The following is a 16,233-nucleotide window of genomic DNA, read 5'->3' on the forward strand; positions in this document are numbered from 1 at the left end:
TCCGCCCTGCTGAGCCAGCAGAGACGACGGCCCGCCCGGATCATCCGGGCGGGCCGTCTCTCGTAGGGGGCTCGTGCCTCAGCTGCTGGTGACCGGCTTCCACTCGTAGGCCTGGACGACCACGAAGCCGGGTCCGTGGAAGACGTACTGGAACGCCTCGCCGGTGCCGCCGCGCAGCACCGAGGAGACGTTCATCGAGTTGTGGATGCCCGGGACCAGGTTGGCCGACCAGCACACGGCGGCCTGCGGGTCGACGTACGTCGGGCGCTGGGAGCAGTCGAGCACGACGGGCTTGCCGACGACGGTGACGGCCAGGGTGCCGGTGCCGCCGATCGTGGTGTTGAAGAACCCGCCCGAGGCGATGCCGGCGCCCTTGGTGCGGTTGATGTCCCACTGCAGGCTGGCGTCGAAGGCGAGGATGTTGCGGCTGTTGACCGAGACGCCCTCGTTCTCCAGGTGCAGCAGGTGCACGAAGCCGGCCTCGTCGGCGAACCACACGTCGCCCTGGCCGCTGACGCGCATCAGGCTGAGGTTCTCGCTGGTCAGCACCTTCATCGCGAGCTTGCCGAGGCTGCCGGCCTTCTCGTGGTGGAACTGGACGTGGCCCTGGTGGGCGACCATCGTGCCCTTGGTGGCCAGCAGGTCGGGGCCGACCCGGACCCGCAGCATCTGGCTGTTCTGCAGGGCGAAGCGCTCGTCCCCGGCCGCCTGCAGGTTGCTCTGCTCGAAGAGCTCGCTCCTCATCGGGTCCCCGCCATCGCCGACTCGGCCTCGGCCTTGATCCGCTCCAGCGTCTGGCGCATCCCGGCCCGCAGCTCGGCGGTGAACGCCTGCTGGCCGCCGAGCACCTTCTCGGTCAGCTTCATCGAGATGCCCGAGAGGCCGTCGGGAGCCGCGCGACGCTGGGTGATCCGGGTGCCGCCGCTGGTGGTGGCCTCCAGGCTGAAGGACCAGATCGTGTAGTTGTCCTTGACCCGGAAGGCGATCTCGTCGTGCGGCTCGAAGCGGACCACCTTGGTGCGGGTGGGCCACACCTTGAGGCCCTGGCGGTTGATGTTCACCATCGAGGTGCCCAGCTGGATCGGGCCGCCGCGCACGATCGTGCGCACCACCTGCGGGCTCCACTCGGCCAGGCGGGGCAGGTCGGAGACCAGCGCCCAGACCTTCACCTGGGGGGCGTCGACCTCGATCGACTCCTCGATCAACGGCTCGAACTCAGACATTCACACACTCCGGGGTCTCGGGACACGGAAACGCGGCTCGCGCGCACCGACGGCTCGGACCCGGGTGGGCCCGGACCTAGTCGGCCGCGCGCGACTGCCACCATGCCAGCAGGGCCGCGCGCGCCTGGTCATACCCCAGCGGTCCGTGGTCCATGCGCAGCTCCAACAGCTGCTTGTATGCCTCACCGACCTCGCGACCCGGGCCGATGCCCAGGATCTCCATGATCTGGTTGCCGTCGAGGTCGGGCCGGATCGAGGCCAGCTCCTCCTGCTGCGAGAGCCGCTCGATGCGCGCCTCGAGGTCGTCGTAGGTGCGCCGCAGCCGATCGGCCTTGCGCTTGTTGCGCGTCGTGCAGTCCGCGCGGGTCAGGATGTGCAGCCGCTCGAGCTGGTCGCCGGCGTCGCGGACGTAGCGGCGTACCGCGGAGTCGGTCCACTCGCCGGTGCCGTAGCCGTGGAAGCGCAGGTGCAGCTCCACCAGCGTGCAGACGGCGTCGATCTCGTCGTTGGAGAAGCGCAGCGCCTTCATCCGCTTGCGGGTGATCTTGGCGCCCACCACGTCGTGGTGGTGGAAGGTCACGGTCCCGTCCCCCACGAACCTGCGGGTCCGCGGCTTGCCCACGTCGTGCATCAGCGCCGCGAAGCGCGAGACGAAGTCGGGGCGCGCCGGCTGGCCGGGCTCGACGAGCCGGTGCTCGAGCTCCATCGACTGCTCCAGCACGGTCAGCGTGTGCTCGTAGACGTCCTTGTGGCGGTGGTGCTCGTCGCGCTCGAGGGCCAGGGCCGGCAGCTCGGGCAGCACGTGATCGGCCAGCCCGGTCTCGACGAGCAGGCTCAGCCCGCGGCGCGGGTACGGCGCGCAGACCAGCTTGACCAGCTCGTCGCGGACCCGCTCGGCGGAGATGATCTCGATGCGCGCGGCCATCGCCCGCATCGCCTCGACCACCTCGGGCGCGACCGTGAACCCGAGCTGGGCGGCGAACCGCGCGGCGCGCATCATCCGCAGCGGGTCGTCGGAGAAGGAGTCCTCCGGGCGCCCGGGGGTGCGCAGCACGCGGTGGGCGAGGTCGACCACACCGCCGTAGGGGTCCTCGAACGTGCGTCCCGGCACGGCGACCGCCATCGCGTTGACGGTGAAGTCGCGCCGGCCCAGGTCGCCGACCAGGGAGTCGCCGAAGTCGACCTCCGGCTTGCGGGAGTCCGGGTCGTAGGTCTCGGAGCGGTAGGTGGTGATCTCGATCTGCCACTCGCCCTTGCGGCACCCGATCGTGCCGAAGTCGCGCCCCATGTCCCACAGCGCCTCGGCCCAGCCCTTGAGCAGCCGCTCGGTGACCTCGGGACGAGCCGAGGTGGTGAAGTCCAGGTCGTTCTGGAGCCGGCCGAGCATCGCGTCGCGCACCGGCCCGCCGACCAGGGCCAGGCTCTCGCCGGCGTCGGCGAAACGGGCGCCGAGCTCGTCGATGACCGGACCGATCCGATCGAGCTGGGCGGTCACGGTGCGCTGGACCTCGGCGATGTTGAGCGGGGGCGGCGCGGCGTCGGACACGAGAGGTCACTCTAGTCGCCCCTGCCGGGTGGCGACGGGTCGGCCGCTAGAGTCGACGGGTGCTCCGCCCCCCGTCGATGCTGCCTGCCCTGGTCCTGGCTCTCGCGACGTGGCTCGGCGCAACCGGGGTCGCGCCGGCGCTCGCGTCGGCCCCCCTGTCGGCCCCCTCCTCGGCGCCGCGGTCGGCCCCGGTGTCGGTCGAGGCGCCCGCGGTCGAGGAGGACGCCGAGTCCCTCGATCCGCTGGAGATCACCCTCGACGGCGTCTCCCCGGCGATGATCCCCCGCCGAGGACCGCTCACCCTGCGCGGGCACGTCACCAACACCACGGACGAGGACTGGTCGGACGTCAACCTGCACCCGGTCGTCTCGTCCGTGCCGATGACCACCGCCGCGGAGCTCTCCGCCGCGGCGCAGACACCGGCCGACGAGTACATCGGCGACCGGATCACCCGCGAGGGCAGCTTCGCCACCGTCGCGGACCTCCCGGCCGGGTCCACCGCGTCGTTCGTGATCACCGTGCCGCGCGCCGAGCTCGACGCGGAGATCAGCGGCGCCCCGGGCGTGTACTGGCTGGGCGTGCACGCCCTGGGCCAGAGCCCGACCGGTCGCACCGACTCGGCGAACGGCCGGGTCCGCACGTTCATCCCGCTGGTGGGCCGGACCAGTCGCAGGGTGGCGACCTCGCTGGTGCTGCCGGTGCGCCGCAACGTCACCCACACCGCCGACGGCAAGATCACCGGCGTCGCCCGGTGGAACCGCGACCTGGGCCCCGGCGGTCGCCTGAACAGCATCGTCGCCCTCGGTGAGGCGGCCGAGGACCGCCCGCTCACCTGGGCGCTGGACCCGGCGGTGCCGGCCGCGGTGACCTCGCTGGTCGCCGGCAACCCCACCCGCTTCCTGGGGCCGACCGGCGACCGTCGGCCCGAGAAGGAGGCCGAGTCCGGCCCCTCGCCCGAGACTCCCCAGCTCACCGAGGTGCCGCCCGACGACTCGCCCCTCGACCCGGACGTCACACCGACGGCGGCCGAGCTGACCGCGATGGCGCTCGGCGGGCCGTGGCTGGAACGGCTGCGCGAGGTGCTGCGCGAGGGCCAGGTGCTCGCCCTCCCGTACGGCGACCTCGACGTCGCCGCCGCCGGTGAGCTCGAACCGGAGCTCTACGCCCTGGCGCGCCGGCGCACGGACGCCGCCTTGAAGCAGCTCTCCCTGGACGGCACCCCGGCGGTGGTGCCGCCCGAGGGGTACCTCGACGCGGCCGGCCTCGGGGTCACCGACGAGGACACCACGGTGCTGCTCTCCGAGGACGCCGTCGCGACCACCGGCGAGGGAGGCTCCGAGCCGGCACCGGCGGTGGCGGCCGTGGACGGCCGCCGGGTGGTCCTCGCCCGCTCCGGCGCGAGCTCGGGGGGCTCCGAGCCGTCGTCCGAGGCGACGCCGCTGTCGGTGCGCCAGCGGATCCTGGCCGAGACCGCGCTGCGCGTCCTGGCCGGCGACGACAGTCCGCTGGTCGCCTCCCTGCCGGTGAGCTGGAACCCCACGAGCGCGCGCGAGTTCTTCGAGGGGCTCGACCAGGCCGGCTGGCTGGAGCTGGCCACCCTCGAGGAGGCGACCGGCTCCGTGCCGGCCCGCGCGGTCCCCTCCGAGAGCCTGGTCTACCCCGAGAAGCAGGCCGAGCTGGAGCTCCCGGCCGAGAACCTGGTGGCGTCCACCGCGCTGGTCGCCGCGGGGGAGACGCTGCAGAACGTGCTCATCCGCAACGACTCCGTGGCCGGCCAGATCACCGACGAGGCGCTCGGCGACGCCTCCTACTTCGCGCGCAACCGGCCCCACCTCTTCCTGGAGCGCACCGAGCAGGCCCGCGAGTGGGTCGAGGACCAGCTCGCGATGGTCCGCATCGAGGCGCCCCGCTCGGTGACGCTGTCCAGCGAGAGCGGTCGCTTCGCCGCTACCCTCGTGAACGGGCTGGACCAGCCCGTGGGCGTCCGGATCGAGGCGGTGACGGACTCGCCGCTGAGCATCCGGGCACCGCGCGAGATCCGGCTCGAGGCGGAGTCGAGCACGACCGTGCTGCTGCAGGCGAGCTCCGACCAGATCGGGGTGCACACCGTGACCCTCGAGGTGACCGACCTGTCCGGCCAGCGCCTCGGCTCCTCCGACACCCTCCCGCTGCGCACCGCCCAGGTGAGCGAGATCATCTGGGTGATCATGGCGATCGGAGCGGGGCTGCTCTTCACGGCGATCGCCCTGCGCCTGGTCCGCCGCGTGCGGCGCAGCCGGTCCGACACCCCGCCGACCCCGGACGAGTGATGACGAACACCGACGAGCAGAAGAAGATCCTCTCCTCCACGGCCGTGATGGCGGCCGGCACGATCGTGTCGCGCCTCAGCGGCTTCGTGCGGGCGTTCCTGCTCGCCGCCGCCCTGGGCAACATGCTGCACGCGGACCTGTTCTCGATCGCCAACACGATCCCGAACATGCTCTACATCCTGCTCGCCGGTGGCGTGTTCAACGCCGTCCTGGTGCCGCAGCTGGTGCGCTCGATGAAGAACGACCCCGACGGCGGCGACGGCTACGCCAACCGGGTGATCACTCTGGCCGGGCTCTTCCTGGGCGCGGTGACGATCCTGCTGGTCCTCGCCGCCCCCTGGGTGATGTCGATCTACCTCGACGGCCGCTTCGACTCCCCCGACCTCGCCGCGCAGCGCGAGTCGGTGATCGACTTCGCGCGCTACTGCCTGCCGCAGGTGTTCTTCTACGGCATGTTCGTGCTGGTCGGTCAGATCCTCAACGCCCGCGGCCGGTTCGGCCCGATGATGTGGGCCCCGATCGCCAACAACGTGATCTCGGTGCTGGTGCTCGCGCTGTACCTGCTGAGCTACGGCCCCGCCGAGGGTGACGAGAGGTGCGGCGGGTTCACCTCGGGCCAGGAGCTGATGCTGGGCGTCGGCTCCACGCTCGGCATCGCCGCCCAGCTGCTGATCCTGGTCCCCTACCTGCGGGCGGCCGGCTTCCGGTACTCCCCGCGCTTCGACTTCCGCAACACCGGGCTCGGACACACCCTGCGGCTGGGGACGTGGACGGTGCTCTTCGTGATCGTCAACCAGATCGCCTACACCGTGGTGGTCCGGCTCGCCTCCAGCGGCACCGCCCAGGCGGCCACGGACGTCTGCGGGGCGACCACGACCAGCTCGGGCACCGGCTACGCGGTCTACGCCACCGCGTTCCTGATCGTGATGGTGCCGCACTCGGTGATCACGGTGTCGCTGGCCACCGCGATCCTGCCGCGGCTCTCGGCCCTCGCCGCAGAGGGCGACCTGGCCGGGCTGGGCGCCAGCCTCGGCGCCACCCTGCGCAGCGCGCTCGCGGTCATCGTGCCGTTCGCCGCGCTGCTGCCGCTGGTCGCGCCGGACGTGGCCAACGTGATCTCCTACGGCGCGGCGCGCGACACCTACCAGCTCTACACGCTGTCGCTGGCCTTCTTCGGGCCCGGCATCCTCTTCTTCACCGTCCACTACCTGATGCTGCGCGGCTTCTACGCCCTCGAGCGGACCCGCACCGTCTTCTGGGTGCAGTGCGTGATCGCCGCGGTCAACATCGCCGCCGCCGTGGTGCTGGTGGCGCGCACCGACCCCGAGCACACCTCCCCCGCCCTCGCCGCCGCCTACGGCATCTCCTACGCGGTCGGGTCGCTGCTGTCCTACCTGGTGCTCGGGCGGCTGCTGGGCGGCCTCGACACCCGCCGGACGATCCGGTTCCTGGTCCGCATCGTGATCGCCGCCGGCATCGCCACGGCGGTCGCCGCGGCGCTGGCCCACGTGCTGCACGAGCGCGCGGAGGACCCCAGCCAGCTGGTCGCCCTGGTGGTGGGCGCGGCCATCACCCTGGTCGACGCCGCGATCTTCCTCGCTCTGGCGCGTGCGCTGCGCATCGGCGAGGTGACCGCCATACTCGACACCGTGACCCGACGAGCACCCTCCCACCGGCGATGACGAGCGGCCCTAGGATGGATGCGCATGCCAGGACCCGGCGTCAGGCCCAGTTGAGGTGAGGAGGTCCGTGCCCGACACGATCCGCCACGGCGACGTACTCGCCGGCCGCTACCGGCTCGAGGACCTGCTGAGCGAGAGTGGGGAGGGCCGCTTCTGGCGCGCCCACGACCGCGTGCTCGCACGCCACGTGGCGGTCCACGTGATCAAAGCGGACGACCCCCGCGCGCCCGGCCTGCTCGAGGCCGCACGCCGCTCGGCGACCGTGAGCGATCCCCACCTGCTGCGCGTGCTCGACGCCGAGCAGGGCGACGGCTTCTGCTACGTGGTCAACGAGTGGGGCAACGGCACCTCGTTGGACGCCCTGCTCGCCACCGAGGGGCCGCTGACGCCCCGGCGCGCGGCGTGGATCGTCTCCGAGGTCGCCGACGCGGTCGCCGCCGGTCACGCGGTCGGGGTGGCGCACGGCCGGCTCGTCCCCGAGAACGTGCTGATCGACACCACCGGCTCCATCCGGGTGATCGGGTACGCCGTTGAGGCGGCGCTGTACGGGCTGTCCCCGGCCCGCCGCGGCACCGATCTGGTCGACCTGGTCGCCCTGCTCTACGCCGGCCTGACCGGCCGCTGGGCGGGAGCGTCGCGCTCGGAGGTTCCCGCCGCACCGGAGGAGGCCGGCCGGGTGCTGCGGCCGCGGCAGGTGCGCGCCGGAGTTCCTCGCTCCCTGGACCAGCTGTGCGACGAGGTGCTCAACTCCCACGGGGCGCCCACCGCCTGCGTGGTCGAGCACGAGGCGCGCGCGATCGCCGAGCTGCTGCGCTCGTTCGTCGGCGACCCGTCGGCCCTGATCGCCGTCGAGGCGGCCCGTGAGCACGGTCTGCACCGGTTGCCGTCGCGCTCGGTCCTCCCGGTCAACGGTCCCCTCGGTCCGGTCACCGGGCCGCTCTCCCCGGCACCGCTCTCGGATCCCGACGTCTCCCCCACGATGCAGGTCCCGCTGGTGGAGAAGGACTCCGTCCCGCAGGCGACCCACGACGACGAGCCCACCCGCCGCTTCGCGCCCACGCCGGCGAGCCCGCCCCCGACCGAGCGCGCCACCGAGCCGCCGCCGCCGGCGGCGCCGGTCCCCGAGCCGTCTCCCCCGGCCGTTCCGGTCACCGAGCTGCCCACCCAGGCCGGCATGCCGATCTTCGACGACGAGGCGGACGACGTCTCCTGGCTGACCGCGCGCACCGAGGCTCCGCCGCCGCCTCCGCCGTTCGAGGACCCGCCGGTCCGCCCGCTCTTCGCGCCCGACCCGCCCGACGGCCAGCCCGTGCGACGGCCCCGCCCGGGGGCCGCGCCGACCTCCGGCAGCGGCGAGTTCTGGCCGTGGGGCGCCGAGGTCAGCACCGGCACCGGCCACTCCATCGCCCCCTTCGAGGAGGAGGCCGACCCCGAGCCGCTGCCCGGTCGACGCTCCCTGCTGGCCGCCGCGCTGGTGGGGCTGGGCACGCTGCTCCTGGTCGCCGTGGTGATCGGGCTCTCCCTGGGCAAGGACACCCCGTTCAACGCCTCCGACGACGACGCGTCCCCGCGCGCCACACCGAGCCGGGCGGCCCCGACCCCGATCTCGGGGATCACCGCGACGGACTTCGACCCCGAGGGCGACCCCGCGGAGGAGTATCCCGAGCGGGTCCCGCTGATCCTGGACGGCGACCCGGCCACCACCTGGATCACGATGACCTACAAGGACCAGTTCGCCGAGGGCGGCTACAAGGGCGGCGTCGGCGTGGTGCTGGACCTCCAGAAGACCGAGGAGGTGCGCAGCGTCGAGGTGCGCCTGGTGGGTGCGCCCACCACGCTCGAGGCGTACCTGAGCGACGAGGTGCCCACCGACGTCACCACGATGAAGCCGGTCGCCGAGGGCACCTCCGAGGGCGAGACCCTCACCCTGAAGCCCGACCAGGGTGCCTCCGGGCGCTACCTGACGCTCTGGCTGACCCGGATCCCCTCGGTGGGCGCGGAGTTCCGCGGCGAGATCGCCGACGTGGTGGTCCGGGGGTGAACGCGCCCGCAGCAGCCAGCGACGCAGAGCTGCTGCAGGCGCACGTCGGCGGGGACCCCGAGGCCTTCGGCCAGCTCTTCGCCCGCCATCGCGACCGGCTCTGGGCGGTGGCCCTGCGCACGATGGGGAACCCCGAGGACGCCGCTGACGGCCTCCAGGACGCCATGGTCGCGGCGTACCGTCGCGCGGCCTCCTTCCGGGGCGACGCGGCGGTGACCACCTGGCTGCACCGGGTGGTCGTCAACGCCTGCCTCGACCGGATCCGGGCCGCGAAGGTCCGCTCGACCGACCCGCTCCCCGACGACCTGGACGAGCACGACTCCCACCGCTCGCTCGCCTCGGCCACCGAGGCCAGCGAGGACCCGGCCGAGCACGCGGTGCGCGCGGAGCGACGCCGTGCCGTGCTGGCCGCGCTGGCCACACTGCCGGCCGAGCAGCGGGCCGCGCTGGTGCTCGTGGACATGGAGGGGTACTCCGTGGCGGAGGCCGCGGCGATCCTGGACTGCCCCGAGGGGACGGTGAAGTCGCGCTGCTCGCGGGGGCGCGCCCGGCTCGCCGCGCAGCTGGACCTCTTCGCTCCGCCGGGTCGACGTGACCCGGGCCACCGGAACCGCAGCGCCTCCTCGAGCGTCCCATCCGCGGCGTCCCCACGCGGGCCCCCGGCGGCCCGTGCACCCGGCGCTCCCCTCGACAGCGAGGACGCAGCCCAGCCCTGAGCAGACGCAGTTCCGATAAAGCGAGCCCGACAGAGGCAGTCGCGACCACACCGGCGGAGGAGGTGACAGCACCGTGCAGGACGACGAGGACGGCAGCGCCGAGCAGGAGCTCTCACCGCGCCAGGAGCGCGAGGTCGCCCGTCTACTGGCGCACGCGCGTCACACCGAGCCGATGCCCGAGCCGGTCGTGGCGCGGATCGAGGCCGCGCTGGCCGACCTGGCCGATCGGGCCGCGGACGGCGGCGCTCCCAGCGCGGCGCCGGTCGTCGACCTGGGCGCGCGGCGGCGTACCCGTCGGCTGAGGCTGCTGGTGGCGGCGGCGGCCGTGGTCGCGGCCGGAGCGACGCTGCCCGCGGTCCTGCCCGTCGGCACCGGCTCCGGGGACCAGTCCACCAGCGCGGACAGCGACACGGCCGGGTCGGCGGCCGACAGCGACGTCCGACAGGAGGACGGCCCCGCCTCCCCCAGCCGTGCTCCCAACCCTGCCCCCGCCGATCCCCGACCCCAATCCGACCTGTCGCAGGACGCCTACCAGCAACTGCTCGAGGGCTACACCGCTTCGAAGGCGGTCCCGATCCGCCCGGAGCGCTTCGCCGCCGACGTCCAGGCTGCGGCCCGGGCCGTGGAGGACGGCGCCCTGCGCAGGAGCCGCGGGCGCGGGCACCTCCCCGCGGACCTGACCCAGTGCGTGCCCGAGAACGTCGCCGGTGACGTCTACCGCTCGTCGTACGGCGGTCGCCCCGGCGTGTTGATCGTGGGTCCGCGCGTGGACGGAGAGCGCCGCTACCAGGTGATCGTGTGCGGTCAGCCCGAGCTCACCCGGACCACGGTGCTTCCGGCGCCGTGAGGGCCGGGAATGCGACTCCCCTACGATCGGTTCTGCTTGATGTCCCCACCATCTACGTCTCAACGTCGAGGAGCGCCCGCGCATGTCCGAGCAGCGCCAGTCTGACCCCCGCAACGTGATCATCATCGGATCGGGGCCCTCGGGATACACCGCGGCGGTCTACGCCGCCCGCGCCAACCTCGCTCCCCTGGTCTTCGAGGGCTCCGTCACCGCCGGTGGCGCCCTGATGAACACCACCGAGGTCGAGAACTTCCCCGGCTTCCGCGACGGCATCATGGGTCCGGCGCTGATGGACGAGATGCGCGCCCAGGCCGAGCGCTTCGGTGCCGAGCTCGTCGCCGACGACGTCGTCGAGGTCGACCTCACCGGCGAGGAGAAGGTGGTCCGCACCGCCACCGACACTTACACCGCCCGCGCGGTGATCCTGGCCACCGGCTCGGGCTACCGCAAGCTCGGCCTGCCCCGCGAGGAGGAGCTCTCCGGGCGCGGCGTGTCCTGGTGCGCGACGTGCGACGGCTTCTTCTTCCGCGAGCAGGCGATCGCCGTCGTCGGGGGCGGCGACTCCGCGATCGAGGAGGCCACGTTCCTGACCCGGTTCGCCTCGAAGGTCTACCTGATCCACCGCCGCGACGAGCTGCGCGCCTCGAAGATCATGCAGGAGCGGGCCTTCGCCGACCCCAAGCTCGAGATCCTGTGGAACAGCGAGGTCGCCGAGATCCACGGTGACGACAAGCTGGCCGGCGTCACCCTGCGCGACACGGTGAGCGGTCAGACCCGCCCGCTGGACGTCACCGGCCTGTTCATCGCCGTGGGCCACGACCCGCGCTCGGAGCTGCTGACCGGCCAGGTGGACCTCGACGACAACGGCTACGTGCTCGTCGAGCAGCCCTCCACGGCCACCAACCTGCCCGGTGTGTTCGCCGCCGGCGACCTGGTCGACCACCAGTACCGTCAGGCGATCACCGCCGCGGGGACCGGCTGCTCGGCTGCGCTGGACGCCGAGCGCTACCTCGCCGCCCTCGACCACGCGGCCTCCACCGCGGGCTCGGCGGAGGAGACGGCGGCCATCGTCACCGAGACCGTGCAGATCGCCGGCGCCTGAGCCTGCGGTCCTGCCGTGCCGTGCCGTGGGTGGGAACATCTACGGCGCACCCGCTGTTCTTGACTCAGCCGAGAAGACCAACGCTCCAGAAAGAGGGATGACCGTGGCGAACATCGCTGCCGTGACCGACGCCGAGTTCGAGGCGCAGGTCCTCAAGTCCGACAAGCCCGTCCTCGTCGACTTCTGGGCCGAGTGGTGCGGCCCGTGCCGTCAGGTCTCGCCGATCCTCGACGAGATCGCCTCCACCCACGGCGACAAGCTGACCTTCGTGAAGATGAACGTCGACGAGAACCCCGTCACGCCGGCGTCGTACCGGGTGACCGGCATCCCGACGCTGAACGTCTACCAGGGCGGCGAGGTCGTCAAGTCGATCGTCGGCGCCAAGCCGAAGGCGGCGCTGCTCAAGGAGCTCGCCCCCTTCATCGGCTGAGTCCCACCGCTGTCCCGACCGCCGGTGTCCCGCTCTGGGACGCCGGCGGTCGGCGTTGTGGCGCCACCGGTTCCTGGGTCTCACGCGGGACCGGCCCGGCCACCGGCCGCCGGACCGGACGCACCACCCCGCGGAGCCGGTCGAGGGCCAGCTCCATCTCGTCGCGCCAGGTGAGCGCCATCCGCAGGTCCATCCGCATCCGCGGCACGGTGGGGTGGCTGCGCTGGGTCTTGAAGCCGACGCTGGCGAGGAAGTCCCTGGCCAGGACGCAGCCGGGACTCGAGCCGAGGACGCCGCTGCGGCTGCGTGCGTTCGCCGGGCGCGCGTCTCCGAACGCCTCGACGGCCCGGACCCCACCGCGCTCCAGCAGGTCGCGGGCCATCGCCTGGACCAGCGTGCGCTCCAGTCCCCCGCCCGCCGCGTCGGGTGCGACGTACGCGGTGGTGAGCAGGACCGCGTCGGGCGACACCGGCGCGGTGGGGAAGACCGCCGCGCCGGGGAAGTACGCGGCCGGGGCGTACAGGACGTAGCCGACCGGGACCTCGTCCACCAGCGCCACCCGTCCGCACGAGCCCCACTCGTCCAGCACCTCGGCCAGGTGGCGTTCCTTCTCGGCGACGACGTCGGATCGTGGGACGCGGCGGCGCAGCACGGGGTCGAGCTCCCAGAACAGGCAGTCGCGACACGGCGGGTCGAGGAGGGCGAGATGCTCGAGGTTGAACCGCACGATCTTGCGGGACAAGAGGCACCTCCGACGTCGCCGGGCAGGGTCGACACGCGAGGCCACCTTACCGCCGGCCGCCCGGCAGGGCAGGGACCCACCGGCAGTAGAGTGCGGCCCACCCACCCAGCGAGGAGACCCATGCGCGACGTCACCTATCCGCCCATCATCGCTACGGCGAAGACCTGCTTCCGACTCCTCGGGCAGCGCTTCCAGATGACCGGGACGGAGAACGTCCCGCGCCAGGGCGGCGTGCTGCTGGCCTTCAACCACATCGGCTACCCGGACTTCGTCTACGGCGGCTTCGCCGCGCACCCCTCGCGGCGGCTGGTCCGCTTCATGGCCAAGAAGGAGATCTTCGACCACCCGATCGGCGGCCCGGTGATGCGCTCCATGCATCACATCGAGGTGGACCGGGGCGAGGGCCTGGGCTCCTACCACCGGGCGGTCGAGCTGCTCGGCCAGGGCGAGGCGGTGGGGATCTTCCCCGAGGCGACGATCTCACGGGCCATGGAGCTCAAGGAGTTCAAGACCGGCACCGTCCGGATCGCTGCGGCAGCCGGAGTGCCGCTGATCCCGGTCGCCCTGTTCGGCACCCAGCGGATGATGACCAAGGACCACCCCAAGGACTTCTCGCGGGGCAAGACCATCGCGATCACCGTGGGGGAGCCGCTCTACCCCTCGGGCGCCGATCCCGTGGCCGAGACCGCGGAGCTGAAGGCGGCCCTGGGGGCCCTGCTCGACCGAACCATCGCCGCCTACCCCGCCGAGGAGAAGCCCCCGGGCGCCTGGTGGGTCCCGGCCCGGTTCGGTGGCGGCGCCCCGACCCTGGAGGAGGCCGCCCGCCTCGACGCCGAGGAGAAGGTGGCCCGGGCCCGCCGTCGCGCCGAGAAGCGCGCCGCCAAGCGCTCCTGACCCGGCCCCGCCCGACCCGTCCCACCCCCGCCGTCCAGCTCCCCCGCCGCCCCGGACGCCGCTCCGCTTGGTGGGTCGTGTGCCGCATGACGCGCTCCAGCGCGTTCTCAGGCACACGACCCAGGCCATGCCTCGCCTAACGAGGCCCACGCGTCGCTCGTGTGCCCCACAACGCGTCCCAGCGCGCCCTCGGGCACACAACCCAGCCACGCCCCGCCCAAACGAGGCTCCTCAGGCCGGTCGTGTACCCCACAGCGCCTTCCAGCGCGCTCTCAGGCACACAACCCAACCCACGCCCGGCCCAAGCGGCCCCCGCAGCCCGTTCGTGTACCCCACGTCGCGTCCCAACGCGCTCTCAGGCACACGACATGGCGCCAACATGTGCACGGCAAAGCCATTAACCGCTTAAGTGCTAGATCGCCTTAGTGATACGTAGCCATATCGCTATGTCGATAAAGCGATATATCGATGCTCAGATGGGCCGGTCGGTGCGATTGCGGGGGTCCATGATGTCCACGATCCGCTGAAGGTCGTCGAGAGTGGCGAACTCCACCGTGATCCGGCCCTTGGACTTGCCGACGTCCACCTTCACCCGGGTCTCGAAGCGGTCAGAGAGGCGATCTGAGAGGTCGGAGAGCCCCGGGGCGGCCGTACGGCGCTGAGGTGCGCGGGCCGGCTTGCCAGGATCCCCCACGGCGACGATCTCTTCGAGGCCGCGCACGCTGATGCCCTCGGCAACCACCCGCTGGGCGAGGCGGTCCTGGAACTCGCCGTCCTCGACCGAGAGCAGGGCCCGCGCGTGACCGGCCGACAGTACGCCGGCAGCCACGCGCCGCTGCACCGCGGGGGAGAGCTTCAGCAATCTCAGAGTGTTGCTGATCTGGGGCCGGGATCGTCCGATCCGCTGCGCCAGCTCGTCATGCGTGCAGTGGAAGTCCTCGAGAAGCTGCGCATAGGCCGAGGCCTCTTCGAGAGGGTTGAGCTGGGAGCGGTGCAGGTTCTCCAGGAGCGCGTCACGGAGCATCACGTTGTCGCCGGTCTCGCGCACGATGGCCGGGATCGTCTCCGCGCCGGCCTCCTGGGAGGCACGCCAGCGCCGTTCGCCCATGACGAGCTCGTAGCTGTCCGGGCCGGTCGGCCGCACCACCACCGGCTGGAGGAGACCGACCTCGCGGATCGAGTGGACGAGCTCCGCCATCGCCTCCTCGTCGAAGACCTCACGCGGCTGCCGAGCGTTCGGACGCACCTGATCGATGGGCAACTCGACGAAATAGGCGCTGGAAACCGGCGTCCCACCCCGTTCAGCGTGCTGAGAGCGGGATTCTGAGCCGATTTCTGAGCCAGCGGCATCGCCTTCAACGCCAGAATCGCTCAATTTGGCTGCCACAGAAGGCTCAGCGGCCCGATCTGGGGCCGCTGTGGGGGAGGAAGCGCCCTCCTGGGCCCTTCCTGGGACTGCGGAGTCACTCGACCCAGCCGTGTCAGAGACGGGCTGGCTCGGTCCGGTGGGGATGAGGGACCCGAGGCCACGACCCAGACCGCGCCGCTGCGGTGCCTTGTTGCTCATACCGGTGCTCCCTTGGTGGCGATCTCGCGAGCAGCCTCCAGGTAGCTCAACGCGCCCGGAGAACCGGGGTCGTAGGTCATCACCGTCTGGCTGTACGACGGAGCCTCGGAGACCCGGACCGAGCGGGGGATCATCGTGCGCAGCACCTGCCCACCGAAGTGCTCGCGGACCTCGCTGGCCACACCGGCGGCCAAGCGGGTGCGCGCGTCGTACATGGTGACCAGGATGGTGGAGACGCGCAGATCCGGGTTCAGGTGCTGCCGGACCATCTCGACGGTCTCCAGCAGCTGACCGAGCCCTTCGAGGGCGTAGTACTCGGCCTGGATCGGGATCATCATCTCCTGGCCGGCCACCAACGCGTTCAGCGTCAGCAGGCCCAGCGACGGGGGACAGTCGATGAGGATGAAGTCGAAGCACTCCTCGCCCACTTCCTCGTGCACACCGACCAGCGGGTGCGCCTGGATCGCCTTGTGGAGACGGCTCTCCCGGGCGACCACGCTCACCAGCTCGATCTCAGCGCCGGCGAGGTCGATGGTCGCGGGGCTCACGAAGAGGTTGGGCACGTCGGGGCAGGGCTGCACGACCTCAGTCAACGGCACGCCCTCCACCAGAAGGTCGTAGGTCGACGGCGTGCCGCGGTGATGGTCGATGTTCAGCGCCGTAGACGCGTTTCCCTGCGGATCCAGGTCGATGACCAGCACACGCTGACCCAGCTGGGCCAGGGAGGCGGCCAGATTCACCGTGGACGTCGTCTTGCCCACGCCGCCCTTCTGGTTGGCCACCACGAGCACCCGGGTGCGATCGGGGCGGCCCATCGCCGGTCGCATCCGAGCACCGCTGCGCGCCAGCACCGAGTGTTCCGCCGCGCGAGCCAGGGGAGTGGTCTCGTCGTGCAGCGGAGACTCGCCGGTGTCCAGGTCTGCCGCCGTGCGGACCCGATAGGGAGAAGGGCGTCGTGTTTCACGTGAAACGTCGGCCCCGGCCGTGGACCCTGTTTCACGTGAAACATCGCTGGTGGCAGCGGATCCGGTTTCACGTGAAACATCCGTCGCCTGGGCGGGGACCTGTGGAGAACTTGACCCATTCTGTGGATGGTTACGCTCAGAGGCACCCCCCGGACCGGTGGATAACTCT

General features: G+C 72.0%; 14 protein-coding genes. 8 read left to right on the top strand and 6 right to left on the bottom strand.

The window, feature by feature from the left end:
* Positions 1 to 78 precede the first annotated feature (78 nt).
* From AC6EH9_RS01955 to AC6EH9_RS01965, 3 genes are all read right to left on the bottom strand, one after another.
* The gene (locus AC6EH9_RS01955) at positions 79 to 744 is read right to left on the bottom strand and encodes an AIM24 family protein (RefSeq protein WP_498420015.1); all 666 of its coding nucleotides are present in this window, start codon (positions 742 to 744) and stop codon (positions 79 to 81) included.
* Complete coding sequence (locus tag AC6EH9_RS01960) at positions 741 to 1,223, bottom strand: SRPBCC family protein (RefSeq protein ID WP_498420017.1); 483 nt, start codon at positions 1,221 to 1,223, stop codon at positions 741 to 743. The genes AC6EH9_RS01955 and AC6EH9_RS01960 overlap by 4 nt, the downstream gene beginning before the upstream one ends.
* A gap of 76 nt (positions 1,224 to 1,299) precedes the next feature.
* On the bottom strand, positions 1,300 to 2,769 hold the full coding sequence (locus AC6EH9_RS01965) for a CCA tRNA nucleotidyltransferase (protein WP_498420019.1): 1,470 nt from the start codon (positions 2,767 to 2,769) through the stop codon (positions 1,300 to 1,302).
* A 59-nt stretch (positions 2,770 to 2,828) separates the two neighbouring features.
* On the opposite strand from AC6EH9_RS01965, the gene AC6EH9_RS01970 reads away from it, so the two are divergent.
* From AC6EH9_RS01970 to trxA, 7 genes are all read left to right on the top strand, one after another.
* Entirely contained in the window at positions 2,829 to 5,078 is a 2,250-nt protein-coding gene (locus tag AC6EH9_RS01970) for a DUF6049 family protein (RefSeq protein ID WP_498420021.1), read from the top strand.
* Positions 5,078 to 6,760, top strand: a complete 1,683-nt coding sequence (murJ, locus tag AC6EH9_RS01975) for a murein biosynthesis integral membrane protein MurJ (protein WP_498420023.1) — start codon at positions 5,078 to 5,080, stop codon at positions 6,758 to 6,760. Before AC6EH9_RS01970 ends, murJ begins: the two co-directional genes overlap by 1 nt.
* 67 nt (positions 6,761 to 6,827) lie before the next feature.
* Complete coding sequence (locus AC6EH9_RS01980) at positions 6,828 to 8,801, top strand: protein kinase family protein (RefSeq protein WP_498420025.1); 1,974 nt, start codon at positions 6,828 to 6,830, stop codon at positions 8,799 to 8,801.
* Positions 8,798 to 9,517, top strand: a complete 720-nt coding sequence (gene sigM / locus AC6EH9_RS01985; RefSeq protein ID WP_498420027.1) for an RNA polymerase sigma factor SigM — start codon at positions 8,798 to 8,800, stop codon at positions 9,515 to 9,517. The genes AC6EH9_RS01980 and sigM overlap by 4 nt, the downstream gene beginning before the upstream one ends.
* A 73-nt stretch (positions 9,518 to 9,590) precedes the next feature.
* Entirely contained in the window at positions 9,591 to 10,364 is a 774-nt protein-coding gene (locus tag AC6EH9_RS01990; protein ID WP_498420029.1) for a hypothetical protein, read from the top strand.
* 82 nt (positions 10,365 to 10,446) lie between these two features.
* Positions 10,447 to 11,466 (top strand): thioredoxin-disulfide reductase, encoded by a 1,020-nt coding sequence (gene trxB, locus AC6EH9_RS01995; protein WP_498420030.1) that lies wholly within the window; start codon positions 10,447 to 10,449, stop codon positions 11,464 to 11,466.
* Between the two features lie 97 nt (positions 11,467 to 11,563).
* Entirely contained in the window at positions 11,564 to 11,896 is a 333-nt protein-coding gene (trxA, locus tag AC6EH9_RS02000) for a thioredoxin (RefSeq protein ID WP_498420031.1), read from the top strand.
* Here the strand turns inward: trxA and AC6EH9_RS02005 are convergent.
* On the bottom strand, positions 11,886 to 12,638 hold the full coding sequence (locus AC6EH9_RS02005) for a GNAT family N-acetyltransferase (protein WP_498420033.1): 753 nt from the start codon (positions 12,636 to 12,638) through the stop codon (positions 11,886 to 11,888). The genes trxA and AC6EH9_RS02005 overlap by 11 nt on opposite strands.
* A gap of 120 nt (positions 12,639 to 12,758) precedes the next feature.
* Here AC6EH9_RS02005 and AC6EH9_RS02010 point away from each other — a divergent pair, with 120 nt between their 5' ends.
* Positions 12,759 to 13,532, top strand: a complete 774-nt coding sequence (locus AC6EH9_RS02010; RefSeq protein WP_498420035.1) for a lysophospholipid acyltransferase family protein — start codon at positions 12,759 to 12,761, stop codon at positions 13,530 to 13,532.
* Positions 13,533 to 14,004: 472 nt separating this feature from the next.
* On the opposite strand, the gene AC6EH9_RS02015 is transcribed toward AC6EH9_RS02010, so the two are convergent.
* Positions 14,005 to 15,099 (bottom strand): ParB/RepB/Spo0J family partition protein, encoded by a 1,095-nt coding sequence (locus AC6EH9_RS02015; RefSeq protein ID WP_498420037.1) that lies wholly within the window; start codon positions 15,097 to 15,099, stop codon positions 14,005 to 14,007.
* Entirely contained in the window at positions 15,096 to 15,914 is an 819-nt protein-coding gene (locus tag AC6EH9_RS02020; RefSeq protein WP_498420038.1) for a ParA family protein, read from the bottom strand. Before AC6EH9_RS02020 ends, AC6EH9_RS02015 begins: the two co-directional genes overlap by 4 nt.
* Positions 15,915 to 16,233 lie beyond the last annotated feature (319 nt).

The organism is Nocardioides sp. Z21_20 (assembly GCF_059766585.1).